Genomic DNA, 20,250 nt, shown 5'->3' on the forward strand with positions numbered 1-20,250 from the left:
GCCGGGCTGCCGACGCGGACACCCCGGCCGAGGCCCGCGGGCGGCAGGCGATCGATGAGCAAGTGGAGCACGGTGGGACCCAGGTGAACCGGACGATCATGCTGCCGGCCTCCCTCGACGAGGCCGTCGACGCGCTGGCCTCCCACCCGGCCGCGGTGCCGGTGGCCGGCGCCACCGACCTGATGGAGGCCGTCAACGCCGGACGGCTGCGCCCCGCCGCCCTGATCGGCCTCGGCCGCATCACCGAACTGCGCGGCTGGCGCTACGAGGACGGCGGCACCGCCGTCCTCGGCGCCGGGCTCACCCACGCCCGGATGGACCGGCCCGACTTCGCCGCGCTCATCCCCGCCCTCGCCGACGCCGCCCGCACCGCCGGACCCCCGCAGGTGCGCAACGTCGGCACCCTCGGCGGCAACATCGCCACGGCCGCCCCGGCCGGCGACACCCTCCCGGTGCTCACCGCCCTGGAGGCCAGCGTCACCCTCGCGCGGGCCGGCGCCACCCGCGAGGTCCCGGTCAGCCACCTGCTCACCGGCCTCGACCCGCTGCGCCCCGGCGAACTGCTCACCTGGGTGCGCGTCCCGCTGCTGCACGCCCCGCAGGTCTTCCTCAAGGCCACCGGCCGCAGCGGCCCGGCCCGCGCCACCGCCTCCGTCGCGCTCGTCCTCGACCCCGCCCGGCGCGCCGTGCGCTGCGCCGTCGGCGCCGTCGCCCCCGTACCGCTGCGGCCGCTGGAGGCCGAGGCGTGGGTGGCCGGCTGCATCGACTGGGACGGCAGCCGCGAGATCGACCCGGCCGCGACCGCCGCCTTCGGCGAGTACGTGGCCGCCGCCTGCGTGCCCGACAGCTACGGCGCCGAGGGCGCCTGGGAGGCCGTGACCGAGGGGCCGAGCGCGGCCGCCGTCCGGCTACGGCGTACCGTGTCGGTGCTGGCCCGACGGGCACTGGGAAGGGCGCTGAAGTGACCACTGACCCCATCGAGACCCTCGACGCCGGTCTGTTCGACCACGCGCCCGTCAGCCGCGAGCTGCGCCCCTGCGCCTCCTACACGCTGCGGGTCAACGGCTTCGAGCGGCCCGTCACCGACGCCTGGATCGGCGAGAGCCTGCTCTACGTGCTGCGCGAGCGGCTCGGCCTGGCCGGTGCCAAGGACGGCTGCGAGCAGGGCGAGTGCGGCGCCTGCTCGGTGCAGGTCGACGGGCAGCTGGTGGCCGGCTGCCTGGTGCCCGCCGCACTGGCCGCGGACAGCGAGATCAACACCGTCGAGGGCCTCTCGGCCGCCGGCGGCGCCAGCGACGTCCAGCAGGCGCTGGCCGAGTCCGGCGCGGTGCAGTGCGGCTACTGCACGCCCGGCATGGCGATGGCCGTCCACGACCTGCTCCAGCGCAACCACCGGCCCACCGATGTCGAGGCCCGTCAGGCGCTCTGCGGCAACCTCTGCCGCTGCACCGGCTACCGGGGCGTGCTGGCCGCGGTCCAGAGCATCGCCGACGCGCGCGCGGTCGAGACCGAGGACCCCGGGGACGCGCCCGCCGGGGAACCGGCCGGGGAGGCCGCCGCCCAGAACGCGGGGACCCCGCTCCCGGCCGCGCCTGAGGAGCCCGGGCGGACGGCCGAGCCGACGGTGTACACCGACGAGGACGCCTGGATCGAGCACGTCCCGCAGCCGCCCGCCGAGGAGGTCCAGGCCGCCGTCGGGACCACCGCCGGCACGGGCGTCGGCGTCGGCATGCAGTACGGCACGCCGGACGGCCAGGGCGGCTACGACACGGGCGTCTACGACACCGCGGTGCTGCCGCCCGTGCCGGGAATCCCCGCGCAGGCCGACGGCCAGGGCTACTACCCGCAGCAGGGCTACCCCGAGCAGACCGTCTACCAGGAGGCGGGCGGCCAGGAGAGCGCCGGGCACGGCACGGGCGTGCACGACGTCGGCATGCAGGGGATGGGCGGGCAGCCCGCCCCGGCCCACGGCGGCTACGTACCCGGCGCCTTCCCCGGCAGCGGCTATCCGCAGCCCGGCTACGAGGCCGCCCCGCCGTACGAGGCCGCCCCGCCGTACGAGGCCGCCCCGCCGTACGAGGCCGCCTCGCCGTACGACGGCCCGGTCTACGAGCCGACCCCCGCGCACGGCGTCCCCGTACCCGCCGCCGCCTTCGACGGCACCGGGTACGACGGCACCGCCTTCGACGGCCCCGGCTTCGAGGCCCCCGCCTTCGACGGCACGCCCGCGCACGGCACGCCGTACGTCGCCACGCCCCCGCACGGCGTCCCGGCCGAGGGCACAGCCCCCGCCGGCGTCCCGTACGGTGCCACCCCCGCCCACGGCATCCGGCTCCCCGAGGACGACCACGCATCATGACGTCGCCTACCGACATCGGCGCAGCACCCCAGCAGGACGGTGACGAGGGCGGCGCAGCGGAGCCGTTCGGGCTCGGCAGCTCCCCGCTGCGCAGCGACGCCCTGCCGAAGGCGCTCGGCATCTACCCCTACGCCGCCGACCTCTGGGCCGAGGGCCTGCTCTGGGGCGCGGTGCTGCGCTCGCCCCACCCGCACGCCCGGATCAACGGCATCGACACCTCCGCCGCGCTCGCCCTGCCCGGCGTGCACGCCGTGGTCACCGCCGCCGACCTGCCTGCCGGCCCGGACGGCGGCTTCGACGGCGCCCCGGCCGGCCCGATCGTCGCCGACCGGCCGGTGCTCGCCGCCGGGGTGGTCCGCCACCACGGCGAGCCGGTCGCCGCCGTCGCCGCCGACCACCCGGACACCGCCCGCCTCGCCGTCGGCCTGATCGTCGTCGACTACGAGCCGCTGGAGGCGGTCACCGACCCCGAGCAGTCCTTCACCGCCCCGGCGCTGCACCCGGACGGCAACCTCTTCCGCCACCTGCCGCTGCGCACCGGGGACCCGGAGGCGGCCGGCGAGATCGTCGTCGAGGGGCTCTACCAGGTCGGGCGCCAGGACCCGGCGCCGCTGGGCGCCGAGGCGGGCCTGGCCGTGCCGCGCCCGGACGGCGGCGTCGAGCTGCACCTGTCCTCCACGGACCCGCACGGGGACCGCGACCGCACCGCCACCTGCCTCGGCCTGGAACCGGACCGGGTGCGGCTGGTCGTCACCGGCGTGCCCGGCGCCACCTCCGACCGCGAGGACCTCTCCTTCCAGGTCACCCTGGCGCTGCTGGCACTGCGCACCGGCCGGCCGGTGAAGATGACGCTCACCCGCGAGGAGTCCTTCCACACCCACACCTCCCGGCACCCCGCGCTGCTGCGCTACCGCCACCACGCCGACGCCGAGGGCCGGCTGGTCAAGGTCGAGGCGCAGATCCTGCTGGACGGCGGCGCGTACGCGGACGTCTCCGCCGAGGCGCTGGCGGCCGCCACCGCCTTCTCGGTCGGCCCCTACGTCTGCCCGAACGTCTTCGTGGACGCCTGGGCGGTGCGCACCAACAACCCGCCGGCCGGCCGGATGCGCGGCGAGGGCGCGCTCCAGGCCTGCTTCGCCTACGAGTCCCAGCTCGACCAGCTGGCCGCCCGGGTCGGCGTCGACCCGGTCGAGATCCGCCGCCGCAACGCCATGGCCACCGGTGACGCGATGCCCACCGGACAGGCCGTCACCTGCCCCGCGCCGGTGGCCGCGCTGCTGGACGCCGTCTCCTCGGAGCCGTTGCCCGCGCTGCCGGTGGACGACCCGGACGCCGAGTGGCTGCTGCCGGGCGGGCCCGGCGGTGCCGGTGACCCGGCGGCGGTGCGGCGCGGCATCGGCTACGCGGTCGGCATGGTGCACATGCTGGGCGCCGAGGGCGAGGACGAGGTCTCCACCGCGACGGTGCGGGTCAGCGGTGACCACGCCACGGTGATCTGCGCGGCCGTCGACTCCGGGCAGGGCTTCGCCACCCTGGCCCGGCAGATCGTGCAGACGGTGCTGGGCGTCAGCGAGGTGTACATCGCGCCGGCCGACAGCGACCAGTCGATCGCCGGGCCGTCCGCCCGGGGCCGGCACACCTGGGTCTCCGGCGGCGCGGTCGAGCGGGCCGCACTGATGGTCCGTCACCAGCTGCTCCAGCCGATCGCCGCCAACTTCGGGATGTCGGTCGAGCTGCTCCAGATCTCCGACGGGAAGATCACCTCGTACGACGGGGTGCTCGGCATGCCGGTCGCCGAGGCGCTGGAGGGCAAGGAGCTCTGGGCCACCGCGCAGTGCCGCCCGCACCCGACCGAGCCGCTGGACGAGGCCGGCCAGGGCGACGCCTTCGTCTCCATCGCGTTCTGCGCGATGCGGGCCGTGGTGGACGTGGACATCGAGCTCGGCGCCGTCCGGGTGGTCGACATGACGGTGGCCCAGGACGTCGGCCGGGCGCTCAACCCGCGCCAGATCGAGGACCGGATCGAGGCGGGCGTCGCCCAGGGCGTCGGCCTGGCCCTGCTGGAGGACCTGCGCACCGAGGGCGGGCTGCTGATGAACCCCTCCCTCACCGGCTACCGCCTGCCGACCGCCCTGGACACCCCCGAGGTCCGGATCGCCGCCCTGCTGGAGGAGCGCGACGTGGTCGCCGCCTTCGGCGCCAAGGCGGTCAGCGCCGCCCCGGCCGTGGTCGCCCCCGCCGCCGTCGCCGCGGCGGTCCGCGCCGCGACCGGTCTGCCGGTGGGCCGCCTGCCCATCCGGCCCGAGGACGCCGTCACCGGCTGACCCGCCGGAGGGCGGCCGGCCGGCCGCCCTCCGGCGAATTCCCGGGAAATTCCCCGGGGTGAAATGGAACGACGAATTGCCGGTCGGCTGAATCAGCGCCGACCGGCAATTCGTTTCACGGAGGCCATGACGGGAATCGAACCCGTGTAAACCGCTTTGCAGGCGGTTCCCTCAACCACTCGGGCACACGGCCGTGGGGGGTGGAGCTGTACTGCGGGTGCGGCTCAGGCGCAGCGGCAGCAGCGACAGGCGCGACAACACCGGGGAGCGGCGGCACAGGTGCGGGGGGCCGCGGGGGCCGCCGTCTTCCTGTCCATTGCCGACTCCTGTCGTCGTTCGCCGTGTTGGTGAATTCATCTTGGCGGAATGGGCGGGAGAACGTCAATATCCGTTTGTAAATTCTGTATGGCGGATTGTGCTACCGTCGAAGACAGGTGGCCGCTCGAAGGCCGCCCCGGACGAGCGCGTCGTACCCGGTGACGACAAGACGGCGCAGCACAGCGGCAACCCGGCCGCTGCTGACTGCGGAGGTGCTGTCGTCATGGCGTGGCTCGTTCTGATCGTTTCCGGCGTCCTGGAAACCGTCTGGGCAGTGGCCCTGGAGTCGTCCAAGGGGTTCTCCCGGCTCGTCCCCACCGTCGTCTTCGGCATCGCGCTGGCACTGAGCATGGGCGGCCTGGCGTACGCGATGCGCTCCATCCCGATCGGCACCGGCTACGCGGTCTGGGTCGGCATCGGTGCGGTCGGCACCGCGCTGTACGGCATGGCGGTGCTGGGGGACTCGGCGACGGCGGCCCGGATCGGGTGCCTGCTGCTGATCGTCTCCGGCGTGGTGGGCCTCAAGGCGCTGCACTGAGGCGGGACCTAAGCCCTGCGGAGTAGGCGGCCACCGCCCCTGGTCAGGGGCCATCCGGTGGGACGGGCCTTACGATGGCACGCATGACCACTGCCTCCCCCACCTCGGTCGACGCCGGCCCGACGCCCCCTGACACGAGCGACTCCGGCGGGGTGCTCGGCGCCCGTTACCGGGCTCTGACCCTGGGCATCGTCTCGGTGGTCCTGCTGCTCGCCTTCGAGGCGACGGCCGTCAACACCGCGATGCCGGTGGCGGCCCGTCAGCTGGACGGGCTGGGGCTGTACGCGTTCGCGTTCTCCGGCTACTTCACCACCACCCTGTTCGCCCTGGTCGTCTCCGGCCAGTGGTGCGACAAGCGGGGCCCGCTGCAACCGCTGTTCAGCGGTATCGCGGTGTTCGGCGCGGGCCTGGTGGTGGCCGGGGCGGCGCCCGGGATGTGGGTGTTCGTCGCGGGCCGTGCGATCCAGGGCCTGGGGGGCGGGCTGGTAATCGTCGCCCTGTACGTGGTGGTCGGCCGGGCCTACCCGGAGCGGCTGCGGCCGGCCGTCTTCGCGGCCTTCTCCTCGGCCTGGGTGCTGCCCTCGATCGTCGGCCCGGTGGTGTCCGGCGCCGTCACCCAGCACCTGGGCTGGCGCTGGGTGTTCCTCTCCGTTCCGGTGCTGATACTGCTGCCCCTGGCGGTGATGGGCCCGGCGCTGCGCCGCTCGGAGCGGGAGCAGCCGGTGCTGAAGGGCGCCGACTTCGACCGCCGCCGCACCCGGCTGGCCGCGATGGCCGCGCTCGGCGCGGGCCTGCTGCAGTACGCCGGGCAGCGGCTGGACCTGGTCGGGCTGGTCCCGGCCGCCGCCGGGGCGGCGCTGCTGCTGCCCGCCGTGCTGGGGCTGCTGCCCTCGGGGACGCTGCGGGCGGGGCGCGGGCTGCCGACGGTGATCCTGCTGCGCGGGGTGGCGGCGGGGGCGTTCTTCTCGGCGGAGGCGTTCATCCCGCTGATGATGGTCACCGAACGGGGCCTGTCGCCGACGCTGGCCGGCCTGACGCTGACCAGCGGCGGCCTCTCCTGGGCGCTGGGCTCCTGGCTGCAGGGCCGGCCGGGGGCCGAGCGGTTCCGGGAGGCGATGATCCGGGGCGGTTTCGTGCTGACCGCGGTGGCGATCGCGGGGGCGGCCCTGGTGCTGGTCCCGGCGATGCCGGCCTGGGTGGCGGCGGTGGCCTGGGGGGTCGGCGGGATCGGCATGGGGCTGGCGGTGGCGAGTGTGAGCGTGCTGATGATGAGCCTGTCCGCGCCGGAGGACGCCGGGGCCAACTCGGCCTCGCTGCAGGTGAGCGACGCGCTCGGCAACGTGCTGCTGGTCGGCCTCGCGGGAGTGCTGTTCTCGGCGCTGGGCGGCGGCTCGGTCGCCGCCGCCCACGAGGGCACCGGGGGCACCGGCTCGTCCGGTGCGTTCGCGGTGATCTTCCTGACCATGACCGGGGTGGCGCTGCTGGGCGCCCTCGTCGCGGGCCGGGTGCGGAAGGCGTAGGGCCGTGGGTCAGCCGGCGGCGGCTGCGGGGACGGGGGAGCCCAGGAAGGTCTCCCAGCCGCCGGCCGGGGCCTGGCCGGGGGCGAGGCTCTGGAGCTTGCGCAGCACCGCCGGGTCCTGCGCGTCCAGCCAGTTCACCAGCTGGCGGAAGGAGACCAGCCGGACGCCGGGCCGGCCGGCGATGGCCTTCAGCGCGTCCTCGACGGCGTTCATGTAGATGCCGCCGTTCCACTGCTCGAAGTGGTTGCCGATGACGTACGGCGCCCGGTTGGTGGTGTACGCCCGCTCGAAGCCCATCAGGTAGGAGTCCCGGGCCTGGGTCTGGTACGCCGCGTGGAGCGAGGGGTCGGCCTTGGTGTTGCTGCCGGACTGGTTGAACATGATGTTGTAGTCCATCGACAGCACCTGGAAGGTGTGCCCGGGGAAGGGGATGGACTGCAACGGGAGGTCCCAGAGCGCGCCGCCCTGGATCTTCTGCGGCCACACCTGGGTGCCGTTGCCGCTGCTGTCGTACCGCCAGCCGCGCCTGGCGGCGGTCGGCAGCAGGTTGCGCTGGCCCTCCAGGCAGGGGGTGCGGCTGCCGATCAGCTCCTTGCGGTAGTCGAAGGGCAGCGCGGGCAGGTCGGTGAATCCGGTGTTGGTCTTCCAGTTCATGACGAAGTCCATCGCCTGCTCGATCTCGCTGTCCCACTCCTCCGGCGACCACCTGCCGACGCCGGTGGCGCCGCAGAAGTGCCCGTTGAAGTGGGTGCCGATCTCGTGCCCCTCCATCCACGCCGCGTGCAGGTTCGTCAGCGTGTCGTGGATGTGCTGGTCGCTCAGGTAACCGATGTCGGAGGCGCCGGCCTTGTGCTGCGGCGGGCGGTAGAGGTCCTTCTTGGACTCGGGCAGCAGGTAGAGGCCGCTCAGGAAGAAGGTCATCGAGGCGTTGTGCTCCCGCGCGAGCTTGCGGAACCGGCCGAAGAGGCCGTTGTCGAGCTCGCCGGCGCCGTCCCAGGAGAAGACCACGAACTGCGGCGGGCGCTCGCCGAGCTTCAGCGGTTCGGCGGTGGGCTGGCCCGGCTGCGGGCCGGTGTCCGAGGTGGAGCCGTCGCCGATGAGGGTGGCCGGGGGCCTGGGGACCTCGGACGGGGGACCGGCCTGGTCCGCCGCGGGACTGGCCGGCACCGGTGCCGGCGCGGCCCCCTGCCCACCGGCCTGCCCGCTGTTTCCGCCGCAGCCGGCCGCGAGGGTGGCGGCGGTCGCGGCACCGGCGGCCAGTAGGGTGCGGCGGGAAAGAGCGTCCATGGTCACTCCGTTCGTGGGGGCGTGCGGACGGCGTGCGACGGCCCCGGCGGGAGGAACCGCCACACGTCCGGTCGGACAAGTGCGGTGATAGACCTTGAGCTGGGTCAGCATGGCATGTGGTCTCGACCGGTCAGTGATGCACCACGGTCGGTCTGAAGTGATCGCCCGATTGGTGCAACCGGATGGGCCGCCCAGGTTGTCGATGCCCATGCGGGCGGAGCCGGGGGCAGTCATCCCGGGGACCGCTGCTCTCTCCGGGTGGTCGGGGGTCTACTCGGAGTACACCCGGGGCCCTCGGCCCTGCCGATCGGGGGGTGCCGGTACGACCATCGTGTTGATGTGCCTTAGGGTCCCGTCCGGTTGGATAGTTCCCAGGGATCTCCCAGGGAGCAGCAAGTCGTCAGCAGAGGAGAGCACCGGGTGGGTGCCCAGCAGAGCAGGAGCCCGTGGCCGGGCACCCTGGCGGTCGGTGCCGCGCTCGTCCTCGGCGCTTGGATGCTCAACCAGGGCGGCCACCTCGAACTGCCCCCGGCCCCGGCCGCCGGCCAGGCCCTCTCGGGCTTCGCCCCGGTCTCCGTCGTCCCGCCGCTCGGCCCCTCCGCCCCCACCCGGATCCGGATCCCCGCCGTGAAGCTCGACGCCCCGGTCACCGGCCTCGGCCTGGACGCCGACGGCCACCTCCAGGCACCCCCGGAGACCGACCGGAACCTGGCCGGTTGGTACCGCGGCGGCGCCACCCCCGGGCAGCGCGGCACCGCGATCATCGCGGGCCACGTCGACAACCGGACCGGACCCGCCGTCTTCTACCATCTGGGGGCCCTGCACCGCGGCGACCGGATCGAGATCGCCCGCGAGGACGGCGCCACCGCCGTCTACCAGCTCTACGCCATCGAAGTGCACGACCGAAAGGACTTCCCGGACGACCGGGTGTACCGCCAGGCCGCAGACGCCCAGCTCCGGGTGATCACCTGCGGCGGCGGGTACAGCGAGGAACACGGCTACCAGGGCAACGTGGTCGCCTACGGCTTCCTGGCCGACACCACCCGGCCGGGGAAGAAGATATGACGCCCGTCTCGCTTGCCGTCCGCTGGAACCCGATCGACTGGCCGCTGACGCACGGCCCGATCCCGCACGCCGTGCTCGCGGCCGGCTGGGGGTCCCTGCTCCTGCTGGGGCTGGCCCGCGACCGCGCCTGGTGGGGCCGCCGGCTGCCCGCCGCGCTGCTCGCGGCCGCCGCGCTCAGCGTGCTGGTGGACATCGCCGTCGACGGCTGGTGGCACCCCTTCCCGGAGGGGCTGCCGCGGTACGTCCGCTGGTGGATCGCCGTCGCGCTGCTGGCCGGCTGCCTGGCCGGGTTCCGGGTGCCGAGGCTGCGCCCGCGGGGCAGGCTGCTGGCGGTCGGCGGCGCGCTCCTGGTGCTGCTGATGTCCTCCTCGCAGGTCAACCGCGGCTTCGACCAGTACCCCAGCGGCCGCGTCATGCTCGCGCCCTGGCTGAACAAGACGCAGGAGCTGACCACCAGCAGGAGGGACGAGACCGTGGCGGCGCCGCCCGGGAAGGCGCTCTCCGAGGTCTGGCACGCCCCGCCCGGCATGCCGGCCAAGGGCACCGTCTCCAAGACGCCGATCCCCGGGGCCAAGTCCGGCTTCAAGGCCCGCGACGCCTACGTCTACCTGCCGCCCGCCTACTACGCCGACCCCAGGCCGCTGCTGCCCGTGGTGGTCCTGCTGGGCGGCCAGCCGGGCGTGCCCGAGGACTGGGTGAACACCGCTCAGGTGAACGAGGCCCTGGACGCCTTCGCCGCCGCGCACGAGGGCCTGGCGCCGATCATGGTGATGCCCGACCAACTGGGTTCCACCTGGGCCAACACCCTCTGCTTCGACTCGAAGATCGCCAAGGTCCAGACCTACCTGGCGGTGGACATCCCGGACTGGGTGGGCGAGCACCTCCAGGCTGCCAAGGGCCGGGGCTCCTGGTCGATCGGCGGCGCCTCCATGGGCGGCACCTGCGCCCTCCAACTCGCCGTCAACGCCCCCGAGGTCTACGGCTCCTTCCTCGACATGTCCGGCCAGGACGAGCCCACCCTGGGCACCCGGACGGAGACCGTCAACGTCGCCTTCGGCGGGGACAACGCCGCGTTCGAGGCCGTCAACCCCATGCACCTGCTGACCCGCAAGAAGTTCCCGGACACCGCCGCCGCGATCGTCGTCGGCCGCACCGACGACTACTTCCGGCGGCAGCAGGAGAAGATCTACCAGGCGGTCCTGGCGGCCGGCATGAAGGCCAAGTTCGACCTGATGCCGGGCGGACACGGCTGGGTGATCTTCCGGCCCGGCATCGCCGACCAGCTGCCCTGGCTGGCCCAGCAGACCGGACTGACCCCGTGATACGGCTCGGTGCGGCCCCCCTGGTGCCCGCCCAGCGGACCGCCGCCGCCGACCCGCCACCGGCGGCGGCCCCGGAACCGGGCCCGTTGCCGGGCCGGCGGGTGCTGGCCGGGCCGGCCGCCCGGCTGCGCGCCGCACCGCTGACCCTCACGCTGCTCGCCGTCCTCTGGGCGGTCGGCGGCGCCACCGGCAGCCTGGCCCACGGCCCCTCCCGGGGGCTGCTGGCGCAGGCCGGCGTCGGCCTGCCCACCCTCGCGGAGGGACGCTGGTGGACACCGTTCACCTCGCTGCTCTGGTGCTCCGGCCTGGCCTCGTACGTCTCCACCAGCCTGCTGCTGCTCCTCGTCGGCCCGGCCGCCGAGAACCGGCTGGGCCGGCGCCGGACCCTCCTGGTGCTGGTCGGCGGCCAGCTGGCGGGCACCCTGCTGGGGACCGCACTGGTCGCGGCCGGCTCCCGGGCCGGCGAGCACTGGACCCACTCGGTCGCGGACCAGACCGCGATCGGCCCCGTCGTGGGCCTGTTCGCCCTGGCCGGGGTGCTCGGCTACCGGCTCACCGTGCTCTGGCGGCGCCGGCTGCACCTGCTGGTGGTGCTCGTCCCGCTGGTGATGACGCTGTACGTCGGCCACCTGCAGAGCGTCCAGCGCTTCGCCGGCGCGCTGGTCGGCCTCGGCGCCGGCGCGCTGCTGGCCCGGGGCCGCTGGCAGCTGGGCCCGCACCGGGCCTCGCACAACGAGACCCGGGTGCTGGTCGCGCTCTGCCTGGTGGCCGCGGCCCTCGGGCCGCTGATCGCCTCGCTGTACGACAACGCCGCCGGGCCGTTCAACACCTTCTCGGAGCTGTACTTCTCCCAGCGGCTCACCCCGGACGAGGTCGCCGACTTCTGCGCGCTCTCCGCCCACGAGTGCGCCCGGGCGCACGCCGTCGAGCGGATCTTCGACACGCCGGCCCGGCTGATGGCCGCGCTGTTCCCGGCGCTGCTGCTGGTCCTCGCCGAGGGGCTGCGGCGCGGACTGCGGCTCGCCTGGCGGATCACCGTCGCCACCGAGCTGCTCTGGGCCGCGCTGCTGGTCTGGCTGTTCACCGAGACCGGTACCGGCTCCGGGGACGTGGTGCAGTACTTCGTCGAGGCGCTGCTGCTGCCGCTGCTCACCACCGGTCTGCTGCTGACCACCCGGCAGCGGTTCGGCCTGCGGCTGCCGGGCGCGCTGCACGGCCGGCTCGCCGCCCTGCTCGGCGGGGCGGTCCTGGCCGCCTCCGCCGCGTACGCGGGCCTCGGTCTGCTGGCGTCCGGTCAGTTCGAGCCGGGGGCGACCTTCCGCGGACTGGTCTCCGGGCTGCCGGCGCAGTTCCTCCCGCCGGCCTACAACGACCTGCTGCCCGACTACCCGATCGCCGTCGGCCCGCTCGCCCGGCTGCTGGAGACGTACTGCGGGCTGGTCTTCTGGGTGGTCGCGCTGACCGCGCTGCTGGTGGCCTTCCGGCGGCCGGCGGTGCACGCGGACGCCGCGGACGCGGCCCGCGCCCGGGCGCTGCTCACCGCGCACGGCGGTGGCACGCTCTCCTTCATCACCACCTGGGACGGCAACCACTACTGGTTCGACGAGGAGGGCCGGGCCGCCGTCGCCTACCGGGTGCTCTCGACGGTCGCGCTGACCACGGGGGACCCGTTCGGCGAACCGGAGGCCCGCCGCCGGGCGGTGGCCGGCTTCGCCCGCTACTGCGACGCGCGCGGCTGGACGCCGTGCTTCTACAGCGTCACCCCGGAGACCATGGCCGAGGCCGGGCAGCTCGGCTGGCGTTCGCTGCAGGTCGCCGAGGACACCGTGGTCGCGCTGCCCGGGCTGGCCTTCACCGGCCGCAAGTGGCAGGACATCCGCACCGCGCTCAACAAGGCCGGCAAGCAGGGCATCACCGCCGAGTGGTGGGCCTACCGCGACGCGCCGCTGGCACTGCGGGACCAGATCCGCTCGATCTCGGAGGAGTGGGTCTCGGAGAAGGGCCTGCCCGAGATGGGCTTCACCCTCGGCGGCCTGGAGGAGCTGGACGACCCGGCCGTCCGGCTGCTGATCGCCGTCGACGGGGACCGGACCGTGCACGGGCTGACCAGCTGGATGCCGGTGTACGAGAACGGGGCGCCGGTCGGCTGGACGCTGGACTTCATGCGCCGGCGCTCGGACGGCTTCCGCGGGGTGACGGAGTTCCTGATCGCCTCGGCCGCGCTTGGCTTCAAGGAGGAGGGCGCGCGCTTCCTCTCGCTCTCGGGCGCGCCGCTGGCCCGCTCCGGGCAGGACGCGGCTCCCACCGGGATGCAGCGGATGCTGGACTGGATGGGCCGGGTGCTGGAGCCGGTGTACGGGTTCCGCTCGCTGCTCGCGTTCAAGGCGAAGTTCCAGCCGGAGTACCGGCCGATGTTCATGGCGTACCCGGACCCGGCGGCGCTGCCCAGCATCACCCGGGCGATCGGCAAGGCGTACCTGCCGCACCTGACGGCGGCGCAGGGCGTCCGGCTGATGCGCCGGCTCTCGTCCTGAGTCCCGGCCCTGCCGTCCTCCGGCCCCGCTCTGCCCGGCCCCGGCCCGGGCGGACGCGGACGGCCGGGCCGGGGGCTCCCGGGCGCGGGCACGGTCCGGCGCCGGGCACTCAGCCCAGCAACTCGGCCAGCGCCCGGTCGGCGTCCAGGTGCAGGTGCTCCTCGCCCTCGGGGACGGCCAGCCGGCTGCGCCACAGGAAGCGCCGCAGGTCGGCGCTGTCGAACTGGACCAGTGCGGTGCCCTCGGGCGCGCGCAGCTCGACCATGGTGCGCCGGCCGGTCGCGGGCCGGACGTGGACGTCACCGATCCCGGCGGGCAGCTCCAGCCCGGCCGTGAGCAGGCGGCGGGCGAAGACCCAGACGATGTCCGGGCCGCCGTCCGGGCCGGGCTCGTCGGAGGGCTCGTCCAGGGAGAACTCGGCCGGGAAGGCCATCCGGACGGCGAGCGGGTCGTCCGGGCGGTAGGACAGGGTGACCCGCAGCCGGGCGGAGCGGTGGGTGGAGAGGATCAGGCGGGCCTGGACGGTCTCTTCGACGGCGGTGCGCACGGCGCGTCCCTTCTCGGGGTGTGGGGCCTTCTCGGTGGCGTGAGGCCGCAGTGACGGCTGTGGAGGGTGGGGCGGTCTCACCCTGGTGAGAGTCGGTACAGGTGGCTCTGCTTACCCGCTTTTCCCGGGCAATCCCTGTGACCTGCGTCACATCGTTTTCCGGCCGCGCGGGCCGCGCGAGGGCCCGGCCTGGCCGCCCGAACGATGCCGGGCCGGGTAGGCTGGGCTGGTTGTCCGATTGCCCCCCGACCGCGGATCAAGGCTGCCAAACCGCCTCTGACCTGCGATGATCCCCCCTCGGAGACCGTGAGTACTGCCGCCGCCTCCTCGATGCCGCTCTTCTCCGACGTGCAGGAGCCGCACGCGCCCGCCCGGGTCGCCGCCGGCCATGCGTCGGCCTCCTCCTCGCACCACCTGTCGCCGGCCTTCCCCGGCCGGGCCCCCTGGGGCACCGCCGGGAAGCTGCGGGCCTGGCAGCAGGGCGCGCTGGACAAGTACATCGAGAACCAGCCGCGCGACTTCCTCGCGGTCGCGACCCCGGGTGCAGGCAAGACCACCTTCGCGCTGACCCTGGCCTCCTACCTGCTCCACAACCACCTGGTGCAGCAGGTCACCGTGGTCGCGCCGACCGAGCACCTCAAGAAGCAGTGGGCCGAGGCCGCCGCGCGGATAGGCATCAGGCTGGACCCGGCGTACTCCTCCGGGCCGCTCTCCCGGGACTACCACGGCATCGTGGTCACCTACGCGGGCGTCGGCGTGAACCCGATGCTGCACCGCAACCGCACCGAGGCCCGCAAGACGCTGGTCATCATGGACGAGATCCACCACGCCGGTGACTCAAAGTCCTGGGGCGAGGCCTGCTTCGAGGCCTTCGAGCCAGCCTCCCGCCGGCTGGCGCTGACCGGTACGCCGTTCCGCTCGGACACCAACCCGATCCCGTTCGTCCAGTACGAGGCGGGCGGCGACGGCATCCGCAAGTCCGTCGCCGACTACACCTACGGCTACGGGCACGCCCTCGCCGACCACGTCGTGCGCCCGGTGATCTTCCTCTCCTACAGCGGCAACATGCGCTGGCGGACCAAGTCCGGCGACGAGCTGGAGGCGCGGCTCGGCGAGCCGATGACCAAGGACCTGATCGCCCAGGCCTGGCGCACCGCGCTGGCCCCGCAGGGCGAGTGGATCCCCAGCGTGCTCCAGGCGGCCGACCGGCGCCTGACCGAGGTCCGCAAGGCGATCCCGGACGCCGGCGGCCTGGTGATCGCCACCGACCAGAACGTGGCGCGCGCGTACGCCAAGATGCTGCGCGAGATCAGCGGCGAGAAGGCCACCGTGGTGCTCTCCGACGAGGCGGAGGCGTCCAAGCGGATCTCCGACTTCTCGGCGGGCGACTCGCGCTGGATGGTCGCCGTCCGCATGGTGTCCGAGGGCGTCGACGTGCCCCGCCTGGCCGTCGGCGTGTACGCCACCTCGATCTCCACCCCGCTGTTCTTCGCGCAGGCCGTCGGCCGTTTCGTGCGCGCCCGCAAGCGCGGGGAGACGGCCTCCGTCTTCCTGCCGACCATCCCGACGCTGCTGGGCTTCGCCAACGAGATGGAGCTCCAGCGCGACCACGTGCTGGACCGGCCGAAGAAGGAGGGCGAGGGCCTCTTCGACGAGGAGGACCGGCTGCTCGCCGAGGCCGAGCGGGCCAACGACGGGCCGGACGGCGCCGGCGGCGACGAGTTCTCCTACGAGGCGATCGGCTCCGACGCGGTCTTCGACCGGGTGCTGTACAACGCCATGGAGTTCGGCATGCAGGCGCACCCGGGCAGCGAGGAGGAGGAGGACTACCTCGGCATCCCGGGCCTGCTGGAGCCGGACCAGGTGCAGATGCTGCTGCAGAAGCGTCAGCACCGGCAGATCCAGCGCAGCAAGGCCAAGCCGGCCGAGGAGGCCGACCTGCTGGAGCTGCCGGCCGAGCAGCGGCCGGTCGTCACCCACCAGGAACTGCGCGAGCTCCGCAAGGAGTTGAACGCGCTGGTGGCGGCCTGGCACCACCGGACCAGTCAGCCGCACGGCACCATTCACAACGAGCTGCGCCGCCAGTGCGGGGGGCCGCTCACCGCGCAGGCGACCGCCAATCAGCTGAAGGCGCGAATCGACCGAATCCGGGAATGGGCGAAGTAACGGTCCGTCAGTGGTTCGTTTTAACCGGTAATCCGGGCTTTCCCCAAGGGTGTGTGACATTCCGGTATACGCGAAGGAATTGTAGAGACAGCCGGTGTGATGATCGGCTAGTGTTCCGCGTGCTGCGCCGCCTTCGGGCCGTCGGAGTTGTGCGCCGGCCCGTCAGGGGCGGCCGTCACGGCCCCCGATGCGTCAGGCCGGCCAACCTCACCGACCCGAGGCCGCGACAACCGTCGGGCCCGGGCCTGCCGTCACAAGGAGCACACCGAACGTGTCGTACCCCCCCTACGCCCAGCAGCCCGAGCTGTCCGACAAGTCGAAGGTCGTCGCGGGCGTCCTGACGATCCTGCTCGGCAGCCTGGGTGTCGGCCGGTTCTACACCGGCCACATCGGCATCGGCATCGCCCAGCTGCTGACCTGCGGTGGCTTCGGCATCTGGTCCCTGATCGACGGCATCCTCTTCCTCACCAGCAACGACCGCACGGACGCCCAGGGCCGTCTGCTGCGCAGCTGATCTTGCGCATGCCATCCGCGGCAAGCCGCCCCGGCTCCGGCCGGGGCGGCTTCGCCGTGCCCGCGTCCTGGGCCGCCCGGCTGCCCCTGCTCGCCCGGCTGCGCTTCGCCGGGCCGCCGCTGGCGGTGGCCGCCGGCGGCCTCGCCGGTGCCGCGTACCTGTGGACCCGCAACCCGCACCTGCCCGGGCAGGCGCTGCCGTTCTGCCCCTGGCGGAGGATCACCGGGCTGGACTGCCCGGGCTGCGGCGGCACCCGGATGACCTACGACCTGCTGCACGGCGACCTCGCGGCGGCCTGGCACGACAACGCGGCGCTGCTGCTCTCGCTGCCGCTGGTCGCGCTGCTCTACCTCACCTGGCTGCGGCACGGCCTGGCCGGCCGGAGCTGGCGGCCCCCGCTCGAACGCCGCGGCACGGCCGTGCTGCTCGGCGTCGCGGTGGCCTGGACGGTGCTGCGCAACCTGCTCTGACCCGGAGCGTGGCGCCCCCGTGGCCCGGAGTGTCCGGACTTCGGACTGTGCTCGAACTTGCACCCGGTCGCCACCAGCGAGATATGGGCTTTTGCCCGTATTTGTCATGCGTGGCGAAATTGATCATGCCCGAATTTTGGACAACCACTTCCGCTGCGAGAATTCCTTCACTACCTTTCCCCCACGCTCTCCCGCCGGGAAACCCCCACGAGACGGGCACCGCAGGACCGCCAGGACGTCAAGGACGACACACCGCGGCCCGAGCGCGGCCACCCACCCTGCGCGCGACACCTGAGTCCCGGACCGGCGCGCCTCCGTTCCGGCGACCCGCCGCGGAAAGGAATTGCGCGTCGTGACTGCAGAGACCTCCCAGACCCTGGACCGTGGCGTCCGGGTCCTCAAGCTCCTCGCCGACTCCGAGCGCGGGCTGACCGTCACCGAGCTGGCGGCCCGGCTCGCCGTCAACCGGACCGTCGTCTACCGGCTGCTCGCCACCCTGGAACAGCACGGGCTGGTCCGCCGGGACATCGGCGGCCGTGCCCGGGTCGGCCTCGGCGTGCTGCGGCTGGCCCACCGGGTGCACCCGCTGCTGCGCGAAGCGGCGCTGCCCGCCCTGCGCAGCCTGGCCGAGGACCTCGGAGCCACCGCCCACCTCACCCTGGTGGACGGGAACGAGGCGCTGGCGGTCGCCGTCGTCGAGCCCAGCTGGACCGACTTCCACGTCGCGTACCGGACCGGGCTGCGCCACCCGCTGGGGGAGAGCGCCGCGGGGCGGGCGATCCTGGAGGCACGCGGCTTCCCCAGCCAGCGCCGTCCCGAACAGGGGTTCGTCATCACCCGCGCGGAGGAGCAGTCCGGGGCGAGCGGCGCGGCCGCCGCGCTGGTCGGGCTGAGCGGGATCGAGGGCAGCGTCGGCGTGGTGATGCTGAACGGCCTGGTCCCCGAACGGGTCGGCCCCCGGGTGGTGGAGGCCGCGACGGAGGTCGCCGACGCCCTCCGGTAGTGCCTGACCGGGGGCCCGGGTGTGTTTGGATGCCTCTGTGTCCGACTCCAAGCTGCCCCCGGCCCTGACCTCCCCCCGGACCCGCGCGCTGGCGCTGTGCGGGGCGCTGGTCGCCGCGCTGTTCGGCGTGGCCGCCTTCGTCCCGCTGCCGTACACGCTGACCTGGCCGGGCGTGACCGCGGACACCCTCGGCAGCTACCAGGACAAGCCGGTGCTCACCGTCACCGGCGCGCCGGTGCGGACCACCGAGGGCCAGCTGCGGATGGTCACCATCTCGGCGACCAACGCGGGCGAGAAGACCACTTTCTGGCGTTCGCTGCGGGCCTGGTTCGACCAGGACGAGGCGATCCGGCCGACCGAGACGGTCTACCCGGCGGGCAACCCGGCAAAGGCCGAGGAGGAGAACGCCCGGCAGATGGCCGAGTCGCAGGACAGCGCCACCGCGGCCGCGCTCTCCTACCTCCACCTCTCGCCGGACCAGGTCAAGGTGAAGGTCGACCTCGGTGACATCGGCGGCCCGAGCGCGGGCCAGATGCTGGCGCTGGGCATCGTCGACAAGCTCGCCGGGGACGGCAAGGGCGGTGACCTCACCGGCGGGCTGAAGATCGCGGGCACCGGGACCATCGACGACCAGGGCGTGGTCGGTGCCGTCGGCGGCGTGCCGCTGAAGACCCAGGCGGCCGCCCGGGACGGTGCGACGGTGTTCCTGCTGCCCAAGGACGAGTGCGCGGACGCCAAGGTCAACACGCCCGAGGGGCTGCGGCTCGTGCCCGTGGGCACGCTGGGCGAGGCCGTCTCCGCGCTGGAGGCGCTGCACAGCGGCGGCGCCGTCCCCGGCTGCTGAGGACGCCGGCCCGGCCGGCGGGGCGAGCCTGTCCGACGGCCCCGAGGGGTCGTGCCCCCGGCTCCCGGCCGGCCCGGGTTACTCGGCGGCGGCCTGGTCCACCAGCGGCAGGATCCGGTACGGCACCGGGTTCTCCAGGGCGATCGCCGTCGAGGACCGGACGATCCCGTCGAAGCCGACCACCCGGTCGATCACCCGCTGGAGATCGGCGTTGGAGCGGGCCACGATGCGCACCATCATGTCCCCGCGTCCGGTGATCGTGTGCAGCTCCAGCACCTCCGGCACCGCCGCCAGGTGCGCCCGGACGTCGGAACCCTGCCCCTGGGAGATCTCCAGCGTGGCGAAGGCCGTCACCGGGTAGCCCAGCGCCGCCGGATCCACCTCCGGCCCGAAGCCGCCGATCACCCCCTTGGACTGGAGCCGGTCCAGCCGGGCCTGCACGGTGCCCCGGGCCACCTGGAGGCGGCGCGAACACTCCAGCACCCCGATCCGCGGCTCCTCGGTCAGCAGCCGGATCAGCCGGCCGTCCAGCGCGTCGATCGCGTCGTTGCCGCCGCCCGCCGGCGTGGAAGTGCCCTGCCCGGCAGGGGAGTCGGGGTCGCTCGGGGCGTGGGCGGGGGGCATCGCGGGCTCCGTCCTCCGGTGGGCAATCTGTACAGCGGTACCGCCGATTCTCCCGCCCCGGCGCACACCTTGACCAGGAGGAAACGGAACAGTTGCGCGGCGGTCGGCGCGGCGCCACCCTCCAGCCACAACCCCGTGAGCCGGGCCCCACACCGGCCCGCGGGGCAGACCGTGGTCCCGTACGCCTTCCGGGAGGGCCGACATGACCGACACCGCCGCCGAACCCGTGCTGCTCACCGCGGGCCGGGAGGAACCCGACCTCGTCCCGATGGGACGCGCCGACGCGGTGGTCTTCGCGGTCGGCGACGCCGGGCGGGCGGCCCGCCGCTACGCCACCGCGCTCGGACTGCGCTGCACCGCCTACGCCGGCCCGGAGACCGGCGAGCCCGAGACCGTCTCCTACGTCCTGGACGCGCCCGGGACCAGGTTCGTGATCACCTCACTGGTCCAGGTGATCGGGCCGCGCGGCCGGGAACTGGCCGGGCACCTGGCCCGGCACGGCGACGGGGTCGTCGACCTCGCGGTGGCCGTGCCGGACGTCTACTACGCGTACGACTACGCCGTGGACCGCGGTGCCGGCTCGCTCGCCGAGCCCTACGAGGTGCAGGACCGGCACGGGACGGTGGTGCTCGCCGCGATCGGGGTGCCCGGCGGTACCCGGCACACCCTGGTCGACCGGTCCCGCTACCGCGGTCCCTACCTGCCCGGGTACGTCCCGTTCGCGGGCTGGTAGCCGGCCCCGGGGTGACAGCCGGGCGGGAGTCGCAGCCGCCCGGCTGTCACAGTCGGCCAGGGGCGGCGGTGAGGCGGGGGCC

At 74.1% G+C, this 20,250-nt stretch carries 16 protein-coding genes, 1 tRNA gene, 1 pseudogene and 1 riboswitch; of the genes and pseudogenes, 14 read left to right on the forward strand and 4 right to left on the reverse strand.

The annotated features are described in order from the left end of the window. The first annotated feature begins 98 nt into the window (after nt 1-98). From J5Y04_RS33060 to J5Y04_RS33070, 3 genes are read left to right on the forward strand one after another with little or no spacing between them, the layout of a single operon-like run. The gene (locus J5Y04_RS33060; RefSeq protein ID WP_209416142.1) at nt 99-965 is read left to right on the forward strand and encodes a xanthine dehydrogenase family protein subunit M; all 867 of its coding nucleotides are present in this window, start codon (nt 99-101) and stop codon (nt 963-965) included. Continuing rightward, the gene (locus J5Y04_RS44050; protein WP_374106159.1) at nt 962-2,359 is read left to right on the forward strand and encodes a 2Fe-2S iron-sulfur cluster-binding protein; all 1,398 of its coding nucleotides are present in this window, start codon (nt 962-964) and stop codon (nt 2,357-2,359) included. The genes J5Y04_RS33060 and J5Y04_RS44050 overlap by 4 nt, the downstream gene beginning before the upstream one ends. Then, nucleotides 2,356-4,683, forward strand: coding sequence for a xanthine dehydrogenase family protein molybdopterin-binding subunit (locus J5Y04_RS33070; protein ID WP_209416090.1), 2,328 nt, complete (start codon nt 2,356-2,358; stop codon nt 4,681-4,683). Before J5Y04_RS44050 ends, J5Y04_RS33070 begins: the two co-directional genes overlap by 4 nt. Nucleotides 4,684-4,804: 121 nt before the next feature. Here J5Y04_RS33070 and J5Y04_RS33075 read toward each other — a convergent pair. Next, nucleotides 4,805-4,876: transfer RNA gene (locus J5Y04_RS33075), tRNA-Cys, on the reverse strand. 238 nt (nt 4,877-5,114) lie between these two features. Then, nucleotides 5,115-5,180, forward strand: a riboswitch (guanidine-III (ykkC-III) riboswitch). A gap of 44 nt (nt 5,181-5,224) precedes the next feature. Between J5Y04_RS33075 and J5Y04_RS33080 the strand changes: the two genes are divergently transcribed. Beyond that, nucleotides 5,225-5,539: a multidrug efflux SMR transporter gene (locus J5Y04_RS33080; protein ID WP_209416091.1), complete on the forward strand. Its 315-nt coding sequence runs from the start codon at nt 5,225-5,227 to the stop codon at nt 5,537-5,539. Between the two features lie 83 nt (nt 5,540-5,622). Then, nucleotides 5,623-7,059: an MFS transporter gene (locus J5Y04_RS33085; protein ID WP_209416092.1), complete on the forward strand. Its 1,437-nt coding sequence runs from the start codon at nt 5,623-5,625 to the stop codon at nt 7,057-7,059. Between the two features lie 9 nt (nt 7,060-7,068). On the opposite strand, the gene J5Y04_RS33090 is transcribed toward J5Y04_RS33085, so the two are convergent. Then, nucleotides 7,069-8,346, reverse strand: coding sequence for a hypothetical protein (locus tag J5Y04_RS33090; RefSeq protein WP_209416093.1), 1,278 nt, complete (start codon nt 8,344-8,346; stop codon nt 7,069-7,071). Between the two features lie 495 nt (nt 8,347-8,841). On the opposite strand from J5Y04_RS33090, the gene J5Y04_RS33095 reads away from it, so the two are divergent. From J5Y04_RS33095 to J5Y04_RS33105, 3 genes are read left to right on the forward strand one after another with little or no spacing between them, the layout of a single operon-like run. Next, nucleotides 8,842-9,411 (forward strand): class F sortase, encoded by a 570-nt coding sequence (locus J5Y04_RS33095; protein WP_209416143.1) that lies wholly within the window; start codon nt 8,842-8,844, stop codon nt 9,409-9,411. Further along, nucleotides 9,408-10,733: an esterase family protein gene (locus J5Y04_RS33100; RefSeq protein ID WP_209416094.1), complete on the forward strand. Its 1,326-nt coding sequence runs from the start codon at nt 9,408-9,410 to the stop codon at nt 10,731-10,733. The genes J5Y04_RS33095 and J5Y04_RS33100 overlap by 4 nt, the downstream gene beginning before the upstream one ends. Next, nucleotides 10,730-13,267: a bifunctional lysylphosphatidylglycerol flippase/synthetase MprF gene (locus tag J5Y04_RS33105; RefSeq protein ID WP_209416095.1), complete on the forward strand. Its 2,538-nt coding sequence runs from the start codon at nt 10,730-10,732 to the stop codon at nt 13,265-13,267. Before J5Y04_RS33100 ends, J5Y04_RS33105 begins: the two co-directional genes overlap by 4 nt. Nucleotides 13,268-13,376: 109 nt before the next feature. Here J5Y04_RS33105 and J5Y04_RS33110 read toward each other — a convergent pair whose 3' ends face one another. After that, nucleotides 13,377-13,814 carry an SsgA family sporulation/cell division regulator gene (locus J5Y04_RS33110; RefSeq protein ID WP_209416096.1) on the reverse strand — a complete coding sequence of 146 codons (438 nt, stop codon included), beginning with the start codon at nt 13,812-13,814 and terminating at the stop codon, nt 13,377-13,379. Between the two features lie 330 nt (nt 13,815-14,144). Between J5Y04_RS33110 and J5Y04_RS33115 the strand changes: the two genes are divergently transcribed. The 5 genes from J5Y04_RS33115 to J5Y04_RS33135 all read left to right on the forward strand — a co-directional run bounded on the left by J5Y04_RS33115 (nt 14,145) and on the right by J5Y04_RS33135 (nt 18,811). Next, the gene (locus J5Y04_RS33115) at nt 14,145-15,980 is read left to right on the forward strand and encodes a DEAD/DEAH box helicase (protein WP_245205939.1); all 1,836 of its coding nucleotides are present in this window, start codon (nt 14,145-14,147) and stop codon (nt 15,978-15,980) included. A gap of 271 nt (nt 15,981-16,251) precedes the next feature. Beyond that, nucleotides 16,252-16,494 (forward strand): TM2 domain-containing protein, encoded by a 243-nt coding sequence (locus tag J5Y04_RS42365; RefSeq protein WP_374106160.1) that lies wholly within the window; start codon nt 16,252-16,254, stop codon nt 16,492-16,494. 8 nt (nt 16,495-16,502) lie between these two features. Next, nucleotides 16,503-16,964, forward strand: coding sequence for a DUF2752 domain-containing protein (locus J5Y04_RS33125; protein ID WP_209416098.1), 462 nt, complete (start codon nt 16,503-16,505; stop codon nt 16,962-16,964). A 352-nt stretch (nt 16,965-17,316) separates the two neighbouring features. After that, complete coding sequence (locus tag J5Y04_RS33130; protein WP_209416099.1) at nt 17,317-17,967, forward strand: IclR family transcriptional regulator; 651 nt, start codon at nt 17,317-17,319, stop codon at nt 17,965-17,967. A 37-nt stretch (nt 17,968-18,004) separates the two neighbouring features. Next, a complete protein-coding gene (locus J5Y04_RS33135; RefSeq protein ID WP_307853421.1) occupies nt 18,005-18,811 on the forward strand; it encodes a S16 family serine protease in 807 nt (268 codons plus the stop codon). Between the two features lie 78 nt (nt 18,812-18,889). On the opposite strand, the gene J5Y04_RS33140 is transcribed toward J5Y04_RS33135, so the two are convergent. Further along, complete coding sequence (locus J5Y04_RS33140) at nt 18,890-19,435, reverse strand: Lrp/AsnC family transcriptional regulator (RefSeq protein WP_245205919.1); 546 nt, start codon at nt 19,433-19,435, stop codon at nt 18,890-18,892. Nucleotides 19,436-19,703: 268 nt separating this feature from the next. Here J5Y04_RS33140 and J5Y04_RS33145 point away from each other — a divergent pair. Continuing rightward, nucleotides 19,704-20,150 (forward strand): annotated as a pseudogene (locus J5Y04_RS33145) (VOC family protein); the annotation flags it as partial. Nucleotides 20,151-20,250: the final 100 nt, after the last annotated feature.

The organism is Kitasatospora sp. RG8 (genome assembly GCF_017813315.1).
In the GTDB taxonomy this organism is placed as follows: domain Bacteria; phylum Actinomycetota; class Actinomycetes; order Streptomycetales; family Streptomycetaceae; genus Kitasatospora.